Annotated in this window: 16 protein-coding genes; 7 read left to right on the top strand and 9 right to left on the bottom strand. The window is 69.6% G+C overall.

Going from position 1 to position 19,760, the window contains the following annotated elements; genetic code table 11:
* Positions 1 to 25: 25 nt before the first annotated feature.
* The 4 genes from fdhD to cysK form a co-directional block, all read right to left on the bottom strand.
* The gene (gene fdhD / locus OPF83_RS11590) at positions 26 to 847 is read right to left on the bottom strand and encodes a formate dehydrogenase accessory sulfurtransferase FdhD (RefSeq protein ID WP_264887615.1); all 822 of its coding nucleotides are present in this window, start codon (positions 845 to 847) and stop codon (positions 26 to 28) included.
* Positions 795 to 2,108: a glycosyltransferase 87 family protein gene (locus tag OPF83_RS11585; protein WP_264887635.1), complete on the bottom strand. Its 1,314-nt coding sequence runs from the start codon at positions 2,106 to 2,108 to the stop codon at positions 795 to 797. The genes fdhD and OPF83_RS11585 overlap by 53 nt, the downstream gene beginning before the upstream one ends.
* Before the next feature lie 121 nt (positions 2,109 to 2,229).
* A complete protein-coding gene (gene epsC / locus OPF83_RS11580) occupies positions 2,230 to 2,838 on the bottom strand; it encodes a serine O-acetyltransferase EpsC (RefSeq protein ID WP_264887614.1) in 609 nt (202 codons plus the stop codon).
* Positions 2,838 to 3,773 (bottom strand): cysteine synthase A, encoded by a 936-nt coding sequence (cysK, locus tag OPF83_RS11575; protein WP_264887613.1) that lies wholly within the window; start codon positions 3,771 to 3,773, stop codon positions 2,838 to 2,840. The genes epsC and cysK overlap by 1 nt, the downstream gene beginning before the upstream one ends.
* A gap of 175 nt (positions 3,774 to 3,948) precedes the next feature.
* Here cysK and OPF83_RS11570 point away from each other — a divergent pair, with 175 nt between their 5' ends.
* On the top strand, positions 3,949 to 5,757 hold the full coding sequence (locus OPF83_RS11570; protein ID WP_264887612.1) for a long-chain fatty acid--CoA ligase: 1,809 nt from the start codon (positions 3,949 to 3,951) through the stop codon (positions 5,755 to 5,757).
* A gap of 120 nt (positions 5,758 to 5,877) precedes the next feature.
* Here OPF83_RS11570 and OPF83_RS11565 read toward each other — a convergent pair whose 3' ends face one another.
* Entirely contained in the window at positions 5,878 to 7,665 is a 1,788-nt protein-coding gene (locus tag OPF83_RS11565) for a long-chain fatty acid--CoA ligase (RefSeq protein WP_264887611.1), read from the bottom strand.
* Positions 7,666 to 7,805: 140 nt separating this feature from the next.
* On the opposite strand from OPF83_RS11565, the gene OPF83_RS11560 reads away from it, so the two are divergent.
* The 4 genes from OPF83_RS11560 (at position 7,806) to OPF83_RS11545 (ending at position 11,946) form a co-directional block, all read left to right on the top strand.
* The gene (locus tag OPF83_RS11560) at positions 7,806 to 9,002 is read left to right on the top strand and encodes a GAF domain-containing protein (RefSeq protein WP_264887610.1); all 1,197 of its coding nucleotides are present in this window, start codon (positions 7,806 to 7,808) and stop codon (positions 9,000 to 9,002) included.
* Between the two features lie 110 nt (positions 9,003 to 9,112).
* Complete coding sequence (locus OPF83_RS11555; RefSeq protein WP_264887609.1) at positions 9,113 to 10,636, top strand: aldehyde dehydrogenase family protein; 1,524 nt, start codon at positions 9,113 to 9,115, stop codon at positions 10,634 to 10,636.
* Positions 10,636 to 11,178 (top strand): DUF779 domain-containing protein, encoded by a 543-nt coding sequence (locus tag OPF83_RS11550; RefSeq protein WP_264887608.1) that lies wholly within the window; start codon positions 10,636 to 10,638, stop codon positions 11,176 to 11,178. The genes OPF83_RS11555 and OPF83_RS11550 overlap by 1 nt, the downstream gene beginning before the upstream one ends.
* A 135-nt stretch (positions 11,179 to 11,313) precedes the next feature.
* Complete coding sequence (locus OPF83_RS11545) at positions 11,314 to 11,946, top strand: hypothetical protein (RefSeq protein WP_264887607.1); 633 nt, start codon at positions 11,314 to 11,316, stop codon at positions 11,944 to 11,946.
* Positions 11,947 to 11,986: 40 nt separating this feature from the next.
* Here OPF83_RS11545 and OPF83_RS11540 read toward each other — a convergent pair whose 3' ends face one another.
* The 3 genes from OPF83_RS11540 to OPF83_RS11530 form a co-directional block, all read right to left on the bottom strand.
* Entirely contained in the window at positions 11,987 to 13,576 is a 1,590-nt protein-coding gene (locus OPF83_RS11540) for an FMN-binding glutamate synthase family protein (RefSeq protein ID WP_264887606.1), read from the bottom strand.
* A 226-nt stretch (positions 13,577 to 13,802) separates the two neighbouring features.
* Positions 13,803 to 14,924: a glycerate kinase gene (locus OPF83_RS11535; protein ID WP_264887605.1), complete on the bottom strand. Its 1,122-nt coding sequence runs from the start codon at positions 14,922 to 14,924 to the stop codon at positions 13,803 to 13,805.
* Positions 14,925 to 15,053: 129 nt separating this feature from the next.
* Positions 15,054 to 15,710 carry a hypothetical protein gene (locus OPF83_RS11530; RefSeq protein WP_264887604.1) on the bottom strand — a complete coding sequence of 219 codons (657 nt, stop codon included), beginning with the start codon at positions 15,708 to 15,710 and terminating at the stop codon, positions 15,054 to 15,056.
* 256 nt (positions 15,711 to 15,966) lie between these two features.
* On the opposite strand from OPF83_RS11530, the gene OPF83_RS11525 reads away from it, so the two are divergent.
* The gene (locus tag OPF83_RS11525; protein WP_264887603.1) at positions 15,967 to 17,556 is read left to right on the top strand and encodes a bifunctional aminoglycoside phosphotransferase/ATP-binding protein; all 1,590 of its coding nucleotides are present in this window, start codon (positions 15,967 to 15,969) and stop codon (positions 17,554 to 17,556) included.
* A 10-nt stretch (positions 17,557 to 17,566) separates the two neighbouring features.
* Here the strand turns inward: OPF83_RS11525 and OPF83_RS11520 are convergent, their stop codons facing one another.
* The gene (locus OPF83_RS11520; protein ID WP_264887602.1) at positions 17,567 to 18,718 is read right to left on the bottom strand and encodes a DUF4185 domain-containing protein; all 1,152 of its coding nucleotides are present in this window, start codon (positions 18,716 to 18,718) and stop codon (positions 17,567 to 17,569) included.
* Positions 18,719 to 18,883: 165 nt separating this feature from the next.
* Between OPF83_RS11520 and OPF83_RS11515 the strand changes: the two genes are divergently transcribed.
* Positions 18,884 to 19,420 carry a hypothetical protein gene (locus OPF83_RS11515; protein ID WP_264887600.1) on the top strand — a complete coding sequence of 179 codons (537 nt, stop codon included), beginning with the start codon at positions 18,884 to 18,886 and terminating at the stop codon, positions 19,418 to 19,420.
* Positions 19,421 to 19,760: the final 340 nt, after the last annotated feature.

Raw genomic sequence — 19,760 nt, 5'->3', positions numbered from 1 at the left:
CCCACAACCCTCTCAGAGGGAACAGTTACTCCCGGATGCGCTCGGGGTGGGTGTAGATGGTGGCACGGTCGTCGCGGCTGAACGCGACGAGAGTCACGCCGACGTCGACGGCGAGGTCCACGGCGAGCGACGAGGGGGCACTGACGGCCGCGAGCACCGGGATTCCCGCCATGGACGCCTTCTGGACGAGTTCGAACGAGGCCCGGCCGGAGACCTGGAGGACCGTCCCGCTCAGCGGCAGCCGGTCCTCGCGGAGTGCCCAGCCGACGACCTTGTCCACGGCGTTGTGCCGGCCGACGTCCTCGCGTTGGCAGAGCAGTTCGCCGACTGCCGAGAACAGTCCCGCCGCATGGACGCCGCCGGTCTTGTCGAAGAGCTTCTGTCGGCCGCGGAGCCGGTCGGGGAGGGAAAGCAGCACATCCGAGGTGATCAGCGACTCGGCCGGGTCGAGCGGGAAGTGGGTGGAACGTCGCACCTCGTCGATCGAGTCGACGCCGCACACTCCGCACGCGCTGCTCATGGCGGTCGCCCGCGACGTGGTGGGTTCGGGGACGTCGGGGGAGACGGTGAGGCTGAGCGTGTTGTAGTCCTGTTCGGAGCGGCCGCTGACGGTGGTGCAGTAGCACATCTCGGGCAGGTGCTCGCGCCGCCAGATGGCGCCCTCGGAGACGAGGTGTCCGGCGGCGAGGTCCATGTCGTCGCCGGGGGTGCGCATGGTCACCACGAAGGGGGCGCCGCCCACGCGGATCTCCAGCGGCTCCTCGACGGCGAGGGTCGCCACCTCTCTCCTCGCGTCAGCCCCGGCGATGATCCTGCGCGCGGGGTGACGGGTCGTCCGCCGTCCCATGGTCAACGAGTCTAGCCGCGGTCGCCGACCTGCTGCGGAGGAGCAGTGCGGTGAGGACGACGGTGACCAGCCAGATCAGCGGGTACACGTTGGTGATGGTGGCGAAGACCGCGTGTGGGATGTCGCCCCCGAGCATGAACAGTCCCATCCCGACCCAGCGGTCATCGGGGAAGTTGGTGTCCGGGAAGCTCTGCACCCAGTTCGCAGCGGCGGCCCACAGTAGCGGCGGGAGCAGCCAGACGAACCAGCGGCGGGCGCCGAGGGCGTAGTGCACCGTCAGCACCAGCAGCGGGACCAGCCACACCCAGTGGTGCCCCCAGGTGAACGGCGAGACCATGGTCATGGTCATCCCCGCCAGCGTCAGGCCCAGGAGTCGGTGGCCAGCGCGGTGGGCCAGCAGCGCCACCCCCAACCCGGCGGCGGCCACCACGGCCGCACCGATCAGCCAGGCCCAGGTGGGAGCCATGTCCAGGCCGGCGAGGCGGGCGATGGTGCCCCGCAGGGACTGGTTGGCGACCAGCGAGTCCTGCCCGATCCGCTGGGAGTCGAAGAGGGTCCCAGACCAGTAGCGCACCGCGTCACGGGGGATGAGCACGAATCCCAGAGCGACGGTGCCGAGGAAGGTGAGCCCGGAGACGACGGTCATCCGCCACCGGCCGGTGATAAGCCAGTAGACCCAGAAGAACGCCGGCGTGAGCTTGATGCCGGCCGCGAGTCCGGAGCCGATGCCCGCCCACCGGCGACCCGACCGCCATGCGAGGTGGTCCGCCAGGACGAGCACCATCAGGAGGATGTTGATCTGGCCGAGCCACAGGGTTGTGCGGACCGGCTCGAGGGACAGGGAAATCACGGCCAGACAGAGCGAGACCTGGACCGTCACGCGGTCGTCCCGGTAGCCCAACGCCCGGAAGCACATGCGGATCGCGAGGTAGAGCAGCCCGAGGGTCAGCGCGGTCCAGCCGGCCTCCATGAGACGCGGGGTGACCTGGGTGAGCGGGGTAAACAGGAGGCCGGAGAACGGCGGGTAGGTGAACGGCATCGGGGCGTAGTACCGCCCGGAGTCGCCGCCGGAGAGCAGGCCCTCGTAGAGGGGGATCTGGTTCAGGATCGCGTGGCCGCCCCACCGGTACACGTTGATGTCCAGGAGATTGCCCGAGATCCCCCACCACGGCGTTCGTTCGTCCGGGAACCGGAGCACCATGAACACCGACGCCAGGGCGAGAAGCGAGAGTGGAACGCGCAGTAGGGCGGTGGTGGGCATGGTACGCACGGGACCCACCCTAGGCATTGGGCGTCCACACATGCGTTCCGCCACCCGCCTTCGTAGGAAAGGCAGGTGGCGGAACGCAGGTGACGATGGTCCGGGACGTGGCCGCCGGGACCTAGATGTAGATCGCGGGATCGATGTAGAACTGCGCGTCGCGCAGCTCCTCCTTGGTCGACTTGGCGGGCTTGGCGACGCCGGGAATGCCCACGACGATCGAGTCCGCCGGAGCGTCCTTGACCACCACGGCATTGGCCCCGACCGACGAATCGTCGCCGATCACGACCGGGCCGAGGATCTTGGCGCCGGCACCGACGGTCACGCGATCGCCCAGCGTGGGATGCCGCTTGACCTGCTTGAGCGAGACGCCGCCCAGGGTGACTCCGTGGTAGAGCATGCAGTCGTCGCCGATCTCGGCGGTCTCGCCGATCACGACGCCCATCCCGTGGTCGATGAAGAACCGCCGACCGATCGTCGCGCCGGGATGGATCTCGATCCCCGTGAGGAAGCGGGCGAACTGGGACAGGATGCGCCCGGCGACCCGCCCGGTCCCGCCGCCGACCCACAGGCGGTGGGAGAGGCGGTGGAACCAGATGGCGTGCAAGCCGGAGTAGACGATCGCGTTCTCGACGTCACCCCGTGCGGCCGGGTCGTGGGCGCGCGCCGCGGCGAGGTCCTCGCGCAGAGTGCGCCAGAACCCCACCGGGCGATCGGAAGCTCCTGACATCAGTCGCGGTAGTCCTCGAAGAGCATCGTCGAGACGTAGCGCTCGCCGTAGTCACACACGATCACGACGATGGTCTTGCCCGCGTTCTCGGGGCGCTTGGCCACCTCGAGCGCGGCCCACACGTTGGCGCCCGAGGAGATGCCGGCGAGGATGCCCTCCTCCTTGCCGAGTCGCCGGGCGATTTCCAACGAATCCTCGAGAGTGGCGTCGATGACCTCGTCGTAGACCTCGCGGTCGAGGATTTCTGGCACGAAGTTGGCGCCCAGTCCCTGGATCTTGTGCGGGCCGGCCTTGCCCTCGGTGAGCAGCGGCGAGTCCTTGGGCTCCACAGCGACGACCCGGATATCCGGCTTCTGGGACTTCAGGTAGTTGCCGGCGCCCGAGATGGTGCCACCGGTGCCGATCCCGGCGACGAACAGGTCGATCTCGCCGGCGGTGTCCTCCCAGATCTCCGGGCCGGTGGTACGACGGTGCACGTCGACGTTGGCCGGGTTGGCGAACTGCCGGGCGAGGACGGCGTTCTCGCGGCTGTCGGCGACCTCCTGGGCCTTGGCGACGGCGCCCTTCATGCCCTCGGAACCCGGGGTGAGGATGAGCTCGGCACCGTAGGCGCGCATGATGGCGCGGCGCTCGACGGACATCGTGTCGGGCATGACGATGACAGCGTTGTAGCCGCGGGCGGCCGCGACCATGGACAGGGCGATTCCGGTGTTGCCGGAGGTGCCCTCCACGATCGTCCCACCGGGCTTGAGGCCGCCGGAGGCGACTGCGTCGTCGATGATGGCAGCGCCGATGCGGTCCTTGACGCTGCTGGCGGGGTTCGCGGACTCGAGCTTGGCCAGCACAGTGGCCTGGAGCCCCTCGGTCAGGGAGTTGAGACGGACCAGCGGGGTGCGGCCGATGGTCTCGGTGATGTCTGAGTAGATCTGCGCCATGATGTGTTCCGTTCTGCAGAGAATGAACCGATCTGTCTATTGTGCATTCTACGTGATGCAGCGACAAGGCACGAGGGTCCGATCAGGACAGCCTGATAGATTGCCACGGGCGCTGTGTCCGGTCGATAATCGACTGCGCTCCATTTTCGACGTCGTCCGAAAGGCCGAAACCGGCATGCGCGAGATCTCCGTCCCGTCCACCCGTACCTTCACCGAGGCCGACCTCATCCCGGTGGTGGCGCGGGGACGGGCCACCACGAACCCGCGGGCCACCCCGTTCGAGTACCACACCGGCGAGAAGTGGCAGGGGCTCTCGGGCGCCGAGCTGCGCGAGCGGGTCGACGCGATCGCCGCCGGGCTCATCGCCTCCGGCGTCGAGCCCGGGGACCGGGTGGCGCTCATGGCCGGCACCCGCCTCGAATGGGTCCTCGTCGACCTCGCGGTCTGGACCGCCGGGGCCGTCACCGTGCCGATCTACCCCTCGTCCTCCGCGGGCCAGCTCGAATGGATCCTCGAAGACTCCGCCGCCAAGGTCCTCGTGGCCGAGAACGAGGACCACGTCGTCGTCGTCGGCGACACCTCGGTCCCTGAGACCTGCACCCGGATCCTCTACCTCGACGACGGCGGACTGGAGGCCCTCGAGGCCGACGGCGAGGCCGTCGAGCCCGCCACCCTCGACGCCGCACTGGACACCCTCCGGGTGGACAGCCCCGCGTCGATCATCTACACCTCCGGCACCACCGGACGGCCCAAGGGCTGCGTGATCACCCACCACAACCTCCTGGCGGAGTGCCACGCGCTGCTGGGGCACCCCATCGGGACCATGGCGCAGTCCGGCAAGAAGACGCTGATGTTCCTGCCGCTGGCCCACGTCCTCGCCCGCGCCGTGACCTACACCGTCTTCCTGGGCGACGCGACCGTCGGGTTCTGGGACGACACCTCCACCATCCTCCCGCGCTTCGCCGACTTCCGGCCCCACATGATCCTCGGCGTCCCCCGCGTGTTCGAAAAGGTCCGTGACGGGATCGCCGCCACGGCCGGCGCGAAGGGCGCCCTGCAGAAGGGGATCTTCTCCCGTGCCGAGCAGATCGCCATCGAGGACAGTCGCCTGCGCGGTGGCGACGGACTGGACGACGCCCGCCGCCCGTCGCTCCTGCACACCCTGCAGTTCAAGGCGCTAGACAAGGCCGTGTACTCGACCGTCCGAGACGCGCTCGGCGGGCGCTGTGAGTACGCCATCTCCGGCGGCGGCGCCCTGCCCGACCGCATCTCTCACTTCTTCCGCGGTCTCGGCGTACCGCTATACGAGGGCTACGGCCTCACCGAGAGCACCGCCGCCGCCACCGTCAACGGGCCCGGCTGCCAGCGCATCGGCACCGTCGGCCGGCCGGTGGCCGGCACCAGCGTGCGCATCACCGACACCGGCGAGGTGGAGTTGGCCGGCGAGATCCTCTTCGACAGCTACTGGAACAACCCCGAGGCCACCGCCGAGGCGCTCGTCGACGGCTGGTTCAACACCGGAGACCTCGGCTCGCTCGACGCTGACGGCTACCTGACGATCTCCGGTCGGTCCAAGGAGATCATCGTCACCGCCGGTGGCAAGAACGTTTCGCCGGGGCAGATCGAGGACGCGATCCGCGCGCACCGGCTCGTCGGCCACGCGGTGCTGATCGGCGAGGGCCGCAAGTTCATCTCCGCGCTCATCACCGTGGACCCGGGCGAACTCGAGACGTGGGCCGAGGAGAACGGCCACAGCGGCCGCTCCTCCGAGGAACTGGCCGACGACCCCGCACTGCGGGCCGAGCTCCAGTTCGCCGTGGACGAGGCCAACCGGCTGGTCTCGCACGCCGAGGGGGTCAAGAAGTTCGTGGTGCTGCCGGAGGACTTCACCGAGTCCTCGGGCGAGCTGACCGCGACCTTGAAGGTCAAGCGGCACGTGGTGGCCGAGCACTACGCCGACCAGATCGAGGGCATGTACGCCTGAGGTCGGCACCGACGAGTTCAGTACCTGCGATTTCAGTACCTGCGAGTTCGGCATCAACGCGTGAGCGCCCGACCCCTGAGCCGGGGCCGGGCGCTCACGCGTTCTGTGCCGGTTGCTGCTCTACTTCGCGTAGAGGTTCTCGATCTCGTCGGCGAACCGCTCGTGCACCACGTTGCGCTTGAGCTTGAGCGTGGGCGTCAGCTCGCCGCCCTCGACGGAGAACTCGTCGGCGAGGATCCGGAACTTACGGATGGACTCGGCGCGCGAGACCGTCTTGTTGGCCCGGTCCACCGCGTCCTGAACCGCGCCCACCAGGTCACCGTCCTGGATCAGGTCTGCCACCGAGCCGGTCTTGCCGTGCTTGTCGGCCCAGCTGGAGAAGGTCTCCTGGTCGATGGTGACCAGTGCCGCGATGTAGCTGCGGTTGTCGCCCACCACGACGGCCTGGCTGATGAGCGGGTCGGAGGCGAGCTGGTCCTCGAGCTGCGACGGTGAGACGTTCTTGCCGCCGGCCGTGACGATGAGGTCCTTCTTGCGGCCGGTGATGGACAGGTAGCCGTCCGCGTCCAGCTCGCCGATGTCGCCGGTGTGGTACCAGTCGCCGGACCACGAGTCCGCGTTGGCCTGCGGGTTCTGCCAGTAGCCCTTGAACAGGGTCTTGGCCTTGGCCAGGACCTCGCCGTCCTCGCCGATCTTGATGGTCACACCCGGGATCGGGGTGCCGACGGTACCGATCCTGGCATTGTTGATCGGGTTGACGGTGAGGACGCCGGAGGACTCGGTGAGGCCGTAGCCCTCGAGCAGGTCGAAGCCCGCGCCGCGGAAGAAGTGGCCGAGGCGGGCGCCCAGGGGGCCACCGCCGGAGATGACGCGGTTGCACTCGCCGCCGAGCGCCTCGTGCAGCTTCGAGTAGACAAGCTTGGCGAACAGCTTCTGCTTGATCGCGAGGCCCGCGGGGGCCTTCTTGCCGCCCTCGGTCGCCTTGGAGTAGTCGATCGCGGTCTGGACGGCTGCCTTGAAGATCTTGGCCTTGGCGCCACCGGCGGCCTCGGCCTTGGCGGCGGCGGAGTTGTAGACCTTCTCGAGCACGCGCGGCACGGAGACCAGGAACGTCGGGTGGATCTCGCCCAGGCGCTCGACGACCTTGGTGGCGTCGGGCTCGTGGGCCACGGCGACACGCTTGTAGAAGCAGGCCACCTCCACGATGCGGGCCAGGACGTGGGCCAACGGGAGGAAGATCAAGGTACGGCTGTTCGGGACGAACGCCTCTTCCAGTCGCTGCTCAACGGCCACCACGACGTCTCCGAAACCGCCGTGGGCGATCTCGCAGCCCTTGGGGTTGCCGGTCGTGCCGGAGGTGTAGACGATCGCGCAGGGCGAGTCGTGGGTGGCCGACAGCGATGCCGCCTCGACCTCCTCGTCGGAGACGCCGGCACCGGCCGCCACGAGAGCGTCGACCAGGCCGTCCTCGATCACCAGCACCTCGCCGTCCCACTCGGTCTCCGAAGCGAGGACGTCACGCAGCTCGGAGTTCTCCACGACCGCGTGCGTCGAGCCCGAGTCGGTGAGGATCCAGTTGCACTGGTGCGGCGACGAGGTCTCGTAGATCGGCACGGTCACGGCGCCGACGACCCAGGAGGCCCAGGCGATGAGCGACCACTCGTACCGGGTGTGGCTCATGATCGCGAGACGGTCGCCGGGCTTCACGCCCTTGGAGATGAGCCCCTTGGCGACGGCCTTGACCTCGTCGAGGTACTGCGCGCAGGTGACGTCCTGCCACTGTTCGCCGACGTTGCGGATCACCGCGACGTCGTTGGGGGCTTCCTCTGCGTTCCTGAACACGAGCCGACCGAGATTCTCGACGGGGAACTTCTTCGTGGCGGGAGGGCTAGCGAACTCGGTCGTCATGCTGATCCTTAGGTCAAATGTGGCCTGTATCACCACCGAGTGTAGAGGGTGTCGGTCCGCAGGTGTGGACCACGGTCTATTTGGATTGGCTTATAGCGCCACGAGGTCGGCGGTTATGTGACCCCAGTTACACTGGAGGCATGACTGCAGGTACGGCCGCTCGCGGTGGCGCACTCGTGGCGCAATCGTGGGAGCGCAGCAGGCGTCGGGGAATTGATCCGGACAGGACAGGCCCTCTCGTCGACCTCGAGGGTGCCGACCTCTCCGAGTGGCGGGCGTCGCACCAGATCGCGTCGGTTCTCCCGCTCGTGGAGAAGGTTCTCGTGTCCGGTGTGGTCGACAGTGGGCACCTCGTCGCCGTGGCCGATGTGGACGGTCGTCTCTTGTGGCTCTTCGGGGGGCGTGGAGTCCGCTCGCGCGCCGAGCGGATGGGGTTCGTCCCCGGCGCGCTCTGGAGCGACGAGGTGGTGGGCGCGAACGCTCCCGGGCTCGCGATCCGGCACGACGTCCCGGTGCGGGTCCGGGGTGAGGAGCATTTCCTGGCGCCCGCGCACTCGTGGAGCTGCTCGGCCGCCCCGGTGCACGACCCCGTGACCGGTCGCGTGATCGGCGGGATCGACGTGACGGGACGCGACTCGGCGGCATCAGACGAGATGTTGGCGCTGGTAAAGGCCACCGTGCTGTTGGCCGAGGGTGAACTGAGATCCACCGCCGCCGGGGTGCTGGTGCCGGAGGCCGCCCGTGCGCTCCCGGCCGTCCCGGCGGCTGACCGTCGCGTCGAGGTGCTCGGCACGCACCGGCCGACTCTGGCCGGTGCGGGTCCGCTGACGCTCCGTCACGCCGAGATCCTCGTCCTGCTGGCCGCGCACCCCGAGGGCGTGACGGGCGGTGCGTTGGCGGAGCTGCTCGCCGAGGGCAGGTTGGACGATGTCAGTGTGCGTGCGGAGGTCTCCCGGCTGCGCCGCGTGCTCGGCGGCGAGGCGATCGGGTCGCGGCCCTACCGGCTGGTGCCGGGGAGTGTCGACACCGACGCGGCCGCGGTGTCCGCACTGCTTGCGACCGATGTCGGCGAGGCGGTGCGGGCGTACCCGGGTCCGCTCCTTCCGGCCTCGGACGCGCCCGGCGTCGTCGACCTCCGGGACGAGCTGCACGCGAGGGTCCGGGCCGCTGTGCTCGGTGGGGGATCGACCTCGGATCTCCGGACGTGGACGGCGGGGCCGGGTCGGGACGACCCGGATGCGTGGAACGCGCTCGCCCGCGTGCCCGGACTCGCGCCCGCGGAGCGCGCGACGGCGGAGTCGATGGTGCGGATTCTGGACGATCGTCTGGGGGCGTGACAGGGAGCCCACCGCGCGTATGCAACGTCGTTGCAACCCACCGGCCAATAGTGTCCTGGGTCACAGGGGCCGACCAGTCCGGGTCAGGCCAGTGACGAAGGAGGGGCGCCATGCCCGTATTCTCTCAGCCCGGTTCCGCCGACGCGGTCATGTCGTACGAGAGCCGCTACGAGCACTACATCGGTGGCGAGTGGGTCGCTCCAGTCAAGGGTGAGTACTTCGAGAACGTCTCCCCGGTCACCGGCAAGGCCTTCTGTGAGGTCGGCCGCGGAACGGCGGAGGACATCGAGGCCGCGCTGGACGCCGCCTGGGCCGCCGCGCCGTCGTGGAACACCACCTCCCCGGCCGAGCGTGCGGTGATCCTCAACAAGATCGCCGACCGCATGGAGGCCAACCTCGAGAAGATCGCCGTCGCCGAGACCTGGGACAACGGCAAGCCGGTCCGTGAGACCCTCGCCGCGGACATCCCGCTCGCGATCGACCACTTCCGCTACTTCGCCGGCGCCATCCGCGCGCAGCAGGGCGGCATCTCCGAGATCAACCACGACACCGTGGCGTACCACTTCCAGGAGCCGCTCGGCGTTGTCGGCCAGATCATCCCCTGGAACTTCCCGATCCTCATGGCGGTGTGGAAGCTCGCGCCCGCGTTGGCCGCCGGCAACTGCGTGGTCCTCAAGCCGGCCGAGCAGACCCCGGCCTCGATCCTGTTCCTCGCCTCGATCATTGGTGACCTGCTCCCGGCGGGCGTGCTCAACATCGTCAACGGCTTCGGCACCGAGGCCGGCAAGCCGCTGGCCTCCAACCCGCGCATCCGCAAGATCGCGTTCACGGGCGAGACCACGACGGGCCGTCTGATCATGCAGTACGCCTCGGAGAACCTCATCCCGGTCACCCTCGAGCTCGGCGGTAAGAGTCCGAACATCTTCTTTGCCGACGTCATGGACGCCGACGACGACTACCGTCAGTCCGCTCTCGAGGGCTTCGCGATGTTCGGCCTCAACTCGGGAGAGGTCTGCACCTGCCCCTCCCGCGCGCTGGTGCAGGAGTCGATCTTCGACGAGTTCAGCGACCTCGCGATCGCTCGCACCCAGCAGATCAAGCAGGGCAACCCGCTCGACACCGACACGATGATCGGTGCGCAGGCCTCGAACGACCAGCTCGAGAAGATCCTGTCCTACATGGACATCGGCAAGCAGGAGGGGGCCGAGGTCCTCACCGGCGGTGCCCGCGCCGAGCTCGACGGCGACCTGGCGGACGGCTACTACGTCCAGCCGACGGTATTCAAGGGGAACAACAAGATGCGCCTGTTCCAGGAGGAAATCTTCGGCCCCGTCCTCGCGCTGACGAGCTTCAGCGACTTCGACGACGCCATGACCATCGCCAACGACACCCTCTACGGTCTGGGCGCCGGCGTGTGGTCGCGCAACGGCAACACCGCCTACCGCGCCGGCCGCACGATCCAGGCCGGTCGCGTGTGGACCAACACGTACCACCAGTACCCGGCCCACGCGGCGTTCGGCGGCTACAAGCAGTCCGGCATCGGTCGCGAGAACCACCTGATGATGCTCGACCACTACCAGCAGACCAAGAACCTGCTGGTCAGTTACTCGGGCAAGCCGCAGGGCTTCTTCTGATGGACGGCGTCTGCGGACTGCCCACGGGGGGAAGCGTGCCCATCGCGGCGCGGGCGCTCCCCGGGGACGGTGCGCCGTCTGACCTCCCGCCGCGCGTCGTGGCGACCGAGCCGGCCGTCGAGCTGATCCGTGAGCTCGTCGGCCGGCACGGCCCGGTGATGTTCCACCAGTCCGGCGGCTGCTGCGACGGTTCGGCACCCATGTGCTACCCGGAGGGTGAGTTCAAGGTCGGGCAGCGGGACGTGTTGGTGGGTGAGCTCGACCTGGGTGGGGGCTTCCCGTTCGAGCAGGACGACGACGAGACGGGCGGGAGCTCGCCGTCGTCGTCCTCCCGGATCCGCGTCTGGATCTCGGGCCTACAGTTCGACGCCTGGAAGCACACGCAGTTGGTGTTGGACGCGGTCCCCGGGCGTGGCTCGGGTTTCAGTCTCGAGAACCCGACGGGCAGGCGGTTCCTGTCGCGGGCGCGCACGTTCGACGAGCGGGAGATGGAGCTGCTCGAGGCGCACCCGCCGCAGCTCGGGATGGACCTGGACGTCTGAGGTGAGGTCGAGTCGGGGTGCGGTCGAGTTGAGGTGCGGTCGAGATCCCGGCGCGAAGCAGGCTCACGACCCTCGGCCCGGGTCCGACTTGCCGATTCCGCCGGACCGCGTCGGGCCCGGCGGTAGAGTCCATACATGGATACCGACCGAGTGAACTATGCCGAGCCGCTCGACGCCGAGGTCGAGTTTCTTACCCCCGAACTGCGCGCTGATCTGCTGGAACGCTGGAACGAGCCGCAGCGGCGCTATCACAACGAGACGCACCTGCGGGCAGTCCTCCAGGCCATCGACACTCTCGAGGAGGACGGCGAATCCTTCGACGGGACGGCGGTCCGGTTGGCCGCCTGGTGTCATGCCGCGGTGTTCGATCCGACCGAGTCGGAGAACAACGACAAATCGGCCGGATGGACGCAGCGAGAGCTCGATCCCGCCGCGCCCGTCGACGAGGTCGTACGGCTCGTCAGGTTGATGGGCGGGCACCGCGTCGAGGCGGGCGATCTCAACGGGTCGGTCCTGTCGGACGCCGACCTGGCCGTCCTCGGTTCGGACCCGGACACCTATGACGCCTATACCCAGGACGTCCGGCACGAGTACGCGCACGTGCCGGGGGAGCGGTTCGTCGCGGGCCGCGTCGCCGCGCTGGAGGGATTGCTCGAGCGCCGGTCGGTCTTCCTCACCCGGGCCGGTCGTGACGCCTGGGAGAAGCAGGCGCACGCCAATCTCAACCGCGAACTGGGCTTGCTGCGCGCGGGGGTCTCTGCCGACTGACCGGCCCGCGACACACCGGGATGTCGGGCGCCCCGTCGACTCAGGCGTCGGAGGCAGCCCTGGGCTTGACGCCGGGCGGGAGTGACGCCGCACTGTACTCGGCGATCCCGTTCTCGATCATGATGTCGGTGATCGCCGCGATGTCGGCGTCGCTGGGAACTCCCCAGTTGTCTTCGTAGCCGTACACCTCGGCGAGCGTGGTGGAGGTGCGGGTGCCGTGGGCGAGCTCGACGTCGGTCGGCGTGATCATGGCCGGGTGCGGGACCCCCACGGCTCCGGAGACCTTGATCAGCTCGCGGCGCAGGGCCCGCAGATAGTTGGCGCACCGCTCGGCCATCGACGTGGGGTCGACGCCCCTGGTCAGCCACGGGTTCTGGGTGGCGACGCCGGTCGGGCACCCGCCGGTGTGGCACTTCTGCGCCTGGATGCACCCCACGGAGAGCATCGCCTCGCGGCCGACGTTGATCATGTCGACGCCCATGGCGAAGGCCACCACCGCGTTCTCGGGGATGCCGAGCTTGCCGGAGCCGATGAACACCACGTCGTCGGCGAGTCCGGCCGCCGCGAAGATCGTGTACACGCGCGGGAACCCCAGCCGGAACGGGAGCGACACGGCGTCGGAGAAGACGAGCGGGCCGGCGCCGGTGCCGCCCTCGCCGCCGTCGATGGTGATGAAGTCGACGCCGCGGTCGCGCGGGGCCATCGCCTCGGCGAGGTCCTCCCAGAACCTCGTCTCGCCGACAGCGGACTTGATGCCCACGGGCAGTCCGGTGCGCTCGGCGATCAGTTCGACGAAGTCGAGCATCGAGTCCACGTCGTGGAAGGCAGTGTGCCTGGACGGGCTGGCGCAGTCCTCACCCATCGGGATGCCACGCAGCTGCGAGACCTCCTCGGTGATCTTGGGGGCGGGGAGCAGGCCGCCGAGCCCCGGCTTCGCCCCCTGGCTGAGCTTGATCTCGATCGCGCGGATCGGGTGCTTCTCGGTGAGTGCGACGAGCTTGTCGATGTCGAACTCACCGTTCTCGTCACGACACCCGAAGTAGGCGGTGCCGATCTGGTAGATCAGGTCCGCCCCGTTCTGGTGGTACGGGCTGAGCCCGCCCTCGCCGGTGTTGTGGAGTGCGCCGGCGAGAGCCGCGCCCCGGTTGAGCGCTTCGACGGCGGGTCCGGACAGGGCGCCGTAGCTCATCGCGGAGATGGTGACCAGCGATCCGGGGCGGAACGCACGCGCCCGGCCCCGCGCGGCGCCGAGCACCTTGGCGGGGGGAGTCGGCACGAACTCGCCGGAGTGGATGTGGGCGGACAGGGACACCTCGCTGAAGGTCCGCTGCTTGATGAGCGGGTACCCCTCGAGGAATTCCACGTCGTTGTCCGTGCCGAAACCGAACGTGGTGGCGCGGCCCTCGGCGGACTCGTAGACCCAGTCGCGGTGGTCGCGGGTGAACGGCCGCTCCTCGTCGTTGCTCGCGACGATGTACTGCCGCAGTTCCGGCCCGATCGCCGTCAACGCCCGACGGGCGTGGCCGAGGATCGGGAAGTTGCGCAGGACCGGATAGCGGGTCTGAGTCAGGTCGGAGACCGCGACGGCGGCGAGCGCGGCCAGTGGTGCACCGATGAGCAATGAGCGCACGGGACTCTCCTAATGGGTGGGACGTGTCCGATGACGAGTGGCTCTCATCATGGGCCACCTCTACTACCCGTGTCCGGCGGCTCGCGAGACGGCCCGAAACCCGTCCGGCGACGTGGTCCCGGTTCGCGCACGGTGCCGTTCGCGCCCGCGGCCCGTACCGCCTAGCGCTGAGGGGGCACTGAGGGTGCACTAAAGGGGTGCTGAACGGCGCCTGAGCAGGCGTGCGTCAGGGCAGGATACGGGAGATGACCTCGGCGGTGACGTCCTCGAGCAGCGGTCCGGCGTTCGCTATCGATTTCTCGAGATCGGGTTCCACCTCGGTGAGGGCGGCGGCGGCCACGAAGCCGGCCTCGGCCACCCGGTGGGCCTCGAGGTCCAGGCGACCGCACACGGCCACCACGGGGACGGCGTGGTTGCGGCAGAGCGCGGCGACGCCGAGGGGGGTCTTGCCGTGCATGGTCTGGTCGTCGAGTCGCCCTTCGCCCGTCACCACCACGTCCGCCGCCGAGACCACGTCCTCGAGGCCGGTGAGGGTGCCGAGCACGGTGAAGCCGGGATCGAGCGAGGCGCCGAGCAGTTCGCGGGCGGTGAAGCCCACCCCGCCGGCGGCGCCGGAGCCGGGGGCCTCGGGGTCCACGGCCATGCCCTGGCCCCGCAGGACCTCGACCAGGCGCGTGAGGCCGGCCTCGAGCAGGTCGACCTCCTCGGGAGTGGCCCCCTTCTGCGGCGCGTAGACACGGGCGGCGCCGAGAGGGCCGAGGAGCGGGTTGTCGACGTCGCACGCGACGAGGATGCGTGCGGCCCGCACGGCGGGATCGAGCGCGGAGAGGTCGACGCTGTCGAGGTGGACGAGCGAGCCGCCGCCGTCGGGCAGTTCGTCGCCGCGTTCGTCGAGGAAGCGTGCGCCCAGGGCGGAGAGCATGCCGGTGCCGCCGTCGGTGGAGGCGCTACCGCCGATCCCGAGGTGGATGTTGCCGCGTCCGGACCGCAGGGCCGCGAGGATCGCCTCACCCACGCCGCGGCTGGAGGCCTCGACCGGTCGGGGGGTGCCGCCGGGCAGCCGGAGGAGTCCGCAGGCGTCTGCCATCTCGACGAACGCCGTGTCGGGGTCGATGGCGGCGTAGGCACTGTCGACCGCGTCGCCGGTCGGCCCGGCCACGGTGACGGGGACCCGGCGGGCGCCGCCGGCGACCATCACCTCGAGGCTGCCGCCGCCTCCGTCGGCCACGGGGCGCTCCACCACGTCGGCGTCGGGGTGCGCGCGGCGTGCGCCCTCGGCCGCGTGATGGCAGGCCTCGATAGCGGTGAGTGAACCCTTGAAGGCTCCGCATGCCACGACGATCGTCACGCCAGCATCATCCCTCATGCGTGTCGGCGGACACACGACGACCCGGGAACCGGTGCCGTCCAGGCACCGTGTTCCCGGGTCGTGGGGTGTCCTGCGGACGCCGGAGACCGCTGGTCAGACCGGTGTGTCTCAGCCGATCGAGCCGGTGAGAGCCGCCGGGCCCTCGGAGCTCAGGCCGGCGAGCGAGCCGGTGTCCACCGAGCCGGTGTCGTCGGCATCCGCCTCGGGGGTCTCGGCCGGGTCGGTGGTGTCCTCGCCGGAGACGCTGCCCTCGACGATGCCGGTGACGGTGTCGAGCGCGGAGTCCTCGACCGAGGAGCCGGGGACGACGCCCTCGATCGACTCGGTGGCGGAGCCGGAGACCGACTCGGAGACGGAGTCGGACAGCGAGCCGGTGACGGAGCCGCCCTCGCCGTCGATCACGGCGCTGCCGGTGTTCGGCGAGATGCCGAGGCTGCCGAGCTCGACGGAGCCGGGGTTGGGGGTCGAGGCGTCGAGGACCAGGGAGACGTTCAGGCTGCCGAGGTCGACCGCGAGATCGGTGCCGAGGGTGCCCTCGAGGCTGGCGGCGTCGAGGGGGAGCTCCTCGAGGCTCGCGGAGTCGACGGGCAGGCCCTCGAGGCTGCCGGAGTCGAGGCTGCCCGACTCGGTGCTCCCGGTGGGGGCGGGGGCGTCCTGCGCGGCGGCGAAGCCGGGGAGCGCAATGGCGGCGCCGACCGCGAACGCGCCGACGGTGGCGATCTTGGCGGAGGTGCGGGCGGTGTGCTTGCGGTGGGTGTTCGTCACAGCGTTGGGGCTCCGATCTACATCGACCGCAATGTGTCTCATCGCGGGCACCCTGGCCAGGCGGCACGGACCTTCCCGCGCGTCGTCCCGCGCTCGGGTGCGCCGCTGACCATACAAGCGGGGGCGCCGACTGTCAGTAGTCAGTTCCCGGCGGATTTTCGGCGTAGGTCGCTGGTTAAACGATCTTTTCCGGGTTCGTCACGGCGCCTGTCCCGGGTCACCGTTGAGGCGAGTTCACCATGTCTACACTGGCGTTATGGACACCTCGGACCGGTCCGTTCCCGGGGCGTGGGGGCCACCCTTCGTGGTGGAAACCCACAGCTCGCTCATCTTCCTCTGTGGTGACGAGGCTCATAAAGTCCGCAAGCCGATCGATCTGGGATTCCTCGACAACCGGACCGTCGGCGCGCGTGGGCGGCAGAGCCGCCGGGAGGTGGAGCTGAACAGGCGGCTCGCCCCGGACGTGTATCTGGGGGTGCTGGAGGTCCTAGATCCCGACGACGACGAAGTCGTCGACCACGTCGTGCGGATGCGTCGACTCCCGGACCGTCTCGGTCTCGCCCGCCTGGTGCAGGCCCGGGAGCCCGGCGGTCGCCGGGTCCGCGATACGGATGTCTTCGGTGGCGTGGGCGAGGTGGCCCGGCAGATCGCGCAGCTGCACGCACGCAGCCCCCACTCCCCGGAGATCGACGCGGCGGGGGAGCCGGAGACGATCCACGGGCTGTGGACCGACTCCCTCGAGCACCTGCGTCGGCTCGCCGTGGGCCGGGATGCGCCGGAGATCGTCGACGACATCGCGGCCCTCTCGGATACTTATCTCCGCGGCCGCGGCCCGCTGCTGCGGTCGCGGATCGACGCCGGCCGGATCGTCGACGGGCACGGAGACCTCGTCGCCGCGGACGTCTACCTCCTGCCTGACGGTCCGCGGATCATCGACTGTCTCGAATTCGACGACGGATTGCGGTTCGGCGACGCGATGGCCGATATCGGGTTCCTGGCGATGGATCTCGATCGTCTGGGTGCGCGGGACCTCGCCGTCGTGCTCCTCGAGGCCTACCGCGCGGCGTCGGGCGACGACGCGCCGCCCTCGCTCGTGCACCACTACCTCGCGTACCGCGCACTGGTCCGTGCGAAGGTCACCGCGATCCGCGCCGAGCAGGCAGACCAGGCCGAGCAGGTCGAGAGAGGTGAGGGCCCCGCCGCGATCGCCGACGCCCGACTGGCGCTGCGGCTCGCGGACACGGCGGTCGATTCGCTGCTGCGCGGACGGGTGCGGCTGGTGCTGGTGGGCGGGGTGTCGGGGTCGGGCAAGTCGACACTGGCCTCGGCGCTGGCGGACTCGCTCCGCGCGGAGGTGCTGCGTTCGGACGTGGTGCGGCTCGAGATGCGCGGCGCCGCGAAAGACACGGCCACCCCGGCCGCACCAGGTACCCCGGGCAGTCCGGCGGACGGCTATTCGGAGGCGGCGGTCGATGCCGTCTACGACGAGATGCTGCGGCGGGCGGCAGAGCTGCTCGGGCAGGGGCGCAGTGTGGTGCTGGACGCGACGTGGCTGCAGCCGCGACGGCGGACCGCGGCCGAGACGGTCGCCGCCGACACGCACGCCGAGCTGGTGGAGATCTCGTGCACCGCACCGCGTGACGATCTGGTGCGGCGCATCACCGAGCGGGCCCGCCGTGGCGGGGATCCTTCCCAGGCGACGCCCCGGGTCCTGGACGCGCAGCTCGCCGACCTCGCGCCGTGGCCCGAGGCGCTCGACGTGGACACGACCGAGCTGGATACCCGCGACCCGGATGCCGTGCACGCCTGGGCCGCGCGCGAGTTGGGGCCGCTGCCGTGGGTCTGAGTGCTGCGGGTCAGCGGCCCGGCGGGCGGGGGATCGATCCGACGAACTGCATCGAGCGATACGGCCACCCGGCGGGCCCGGCGGCCGAGTCATGCGTGTTCCACTGACTCACCACGACATGCCACTGCTCGGGAGTCGACCCCGGGACAGGGCAGCCGCAGTACAGCTGCGCCACCCGGGCGGGGCCGGTGGCGGGGTCGATGCCGTTGGACTCGTCTCCCCACGCGCAGCCCGGCAGCAGGGTGGTGTGCGCGGTCACCGAGCGGTCCATCAGGTCGGCGCCGATGAACGGGAAGCTCAGGCAGTCGATCCGGTAGTGCTCGGCGTTGAAGTACGTCAGGGTCCAGAAGTCCTCACATCGGCGCAGGTACATCTCCCCGATGCGCCCCGGCAGCACGATGGTCGTGGGATTGCCCCAGTCCCAGCGGCCGTCCGCGTGACCGAAGGTCTCCCAGTTGCCCGGGTCGGGGTGGTCGAGAAGCTCCTCGGGCACGCGCATGAGGATGACGCCCTTGTCGCGCTGGAACCCGGTCGAGAGGACGTACACGTAGCCGTCGTCGCCCTTCTCCCAGGTCCACAACTGACGGTGACCCCCCTCGAGCCGCGGCGAGAACTCGGCGCCGGTCGGTTCCCACGTGCGGCCGTCATCGGTAGACCGGTGGATCTGCGTGCGGGTCACCGTGCCCAGGCCCTCGTTGACCATGACGTGCAGATACATGGTGTCGCCGATCGTGAGCACGTCGCTGGGCAGGACCGTCGAGCAGCCGCGACCGTGCACGTAGTCGAGGAGCTGCGCCGCGTAGTCCCGCGGACCGGGGCCCGCGGCGTCAGCCCACTCGAGGCCGGCGGCCGGATCCCGGGTATCGGAGAACAAGCCCACCGGTGAGCGCCAGTCCGGATTCCCCGGACCCGGGCGGTCGTCGGTCGTGGGGGAGCACTGCGCGATCCCGGGATGTGGACGCCCGACATGAGGGGCACCCATGCCGGCGCCGGCGAAGGTGTCGCCGAACACGGCGAGTAGTCGCCCGGACGGCGTACGGGCGAGGATTCCCAGGTCTGTGCCCTCCATGCCGAACCCGGTGGTGATCCCGGGGCCGGTCAGGTCGCGCACCTTCCGGGTCCCGGTCGAGGTCGCTGCGGGGGCCTGCGGCGTCTCGTTCATGGGACCGACGCTACCGCGACCTGCCACAGGGGACGTGCAGGCAGACCGGCGGCCCGGGGCCGAGGCCAGGAAAATCCAGGTCGCCCGTTGCCACGTCGTTGCCGGATCACTCATTATTCGGAGCACTCCACACGTGTCTGATCGAGAGGCGTATGGTCGTCAATCGTGACCTCTCCCTTCGCGCGGCCCGGACGAGAACTCGTCCCCGGCCGGTGGCTCGGCTCCGTGGCCGTGCTGGCTCTGGGATGTGCGATCGCCTGGACCCTCGTGGGTTTCGGGCACGGAGTCCCCTTGGCCACCGCGGTTCTCCTCGGCCTGGCGGCGGTCGCACTGTGGAACTCCCCGCTTCGGGCGACCGGTCACGAGCCTCTGGCAGCGGTCCGGAGCCGGGCGGCGTTCGAGAACGCCGTCGTGGTGCTCTGGCGTCCGGGTTGTGCCTACTCCTCTGCTCTGCGTCGACGCGCCGCCCGCGAGGGTCTCAAGGTCCACTGGGTGAACATCTGGCGCGACGAGGGCGCCTACGAGCTGTGCTGCAGCATCAACCGTGGCTCCGAGGAGACGCCCACCGCCGTGGTGCTGGACCCGAGACACGGTGGTCCGATCGTGATCCCCGCATCGGTTCCCGGTATCCGCGAGGCCACCTCGGCCCGCGCTCTACCCGCGCCTCGCGCACTACAGTCGCCGCGCACCTTTCGGCGCTGACCTACTCCGTTCCGCGCTCCTTCCCGCGCTGGCAAGCCCTTTCTGTCGACTCGCTTCTGGCCTGCCCCGGGCGCGTCTTTCGCCTCTCCCCGCAGTCCTGAGTGTCTTGTGCTGTCCCGTGCTGCCCCGCTCGGCTCCGCCTCGTTGACCGGCCCTGACCGCTCGGTGAATCACCGGTGGCGGAAACCAGAACTTGTTGCAGCAAACGCCGATGCGCCCACATTATGAGACGAAAGTGTCTCAATTTGGGAGATTCAGTGAACTGGGAGTTTGTCGGAACCGCCCTGGGAACTCTCACATATTGAACTGAGAATCTCAGCTTTGGAGAAGTTAGTTGACA

The sequence above is a fragment of the Dietzia sp. NCCP-2495 genome, assembly GCF_026011735.1.
Classification (GTDB): domain Bacteria; phylum Actinomycetota; class Actinomycetes; order Mycobacteriales; family Mycobacteriaceae; genus Dietzia.
This window is presented reverse-complemented; position numbering and strand designations above follow the sequence as displayed.

Coding starts and splice junctions, on each gene's coding strand:
- fdhD (WP_264887615.1), bottom strand. CDS start 847: ATGGGACGGCGGACGACCCGTCACCCCGCGCGCAGGATCATCGCCGGG.
- OPF83_RS11585 (WP_264887635.1), bottom strand. CDS start 2,108: ATGCCCACCACCGCCCTACTGCGCGTTCCACTCTCGCTTCTCGCCCTG.
- OPF83_RS11525 (WP_264887603.1), top strand. CDS start 15,967: ATGGACACCTCGGACCGGTCCGTTCCCGGGGCGTGGGGGCCACCCTTC.
- OPF83_RS11570 (WP_264887612.1), top strand. CDS start 3,949: ATGCGCGAGATCTCCGTCCCGTCCACCCGTACCTTCACCGAGGCCGAC.
- OPF83_RS11545 (WP_264887607.1), top strand. CDS start 11,314: ATGGATACCGACCGAGTGAACTATGCCGAGCCGCTCGACGCCGAGGTC.
- OPF83_RS11565 (WP_264887611.1), bottom strand. CDS start 7,665: ATGACGACCGAGTTCGCTAGCCCTCCCGCCACGAAGAAGTTCCCCGTC.
- OPF83_RS11550 (WP_264887608.1), top strand. CDS start 10,636: ATGGACGGCGTCTGCGGACTGCCCACGGGGGGAAGCGTGCCCATCGCG.
- OPF83_RS11520 (WP_264887602.1), bottom strand. CDS start 18,718: ATGAACGAGACGCCGCAGGCCCCCGCAGCGACCTCGACCGGGACCCGG.
- cysK (WP_264887613.1), bottom strand. CDS start 3,773: ATGGCGCAGATCTACTCAGACATCACCGAGACCATCGGCCGCACCCCG.
- epsC (WP_264887614.1), bottom strand. CDS start 2,838: ATGTCAGGAGCTTCCGATCGCCCGGTGGGGTTCTGGCGCACTCTGCGC.
- OPF83_RS11560 (WP_264887610.1), top strand. CDS start 7,806: ATGACTGCAGGTACGGCCGCTCGCGGTGGCGCACTCGTGGCGCAATCG.
- OPF83_RS11555 (WP_264887609.1), top strand. CDS start 9,113: ATGCCCGTATTCTCTCAGCCCGGTTCCGCCGACGCGGTCATGTCGTAC.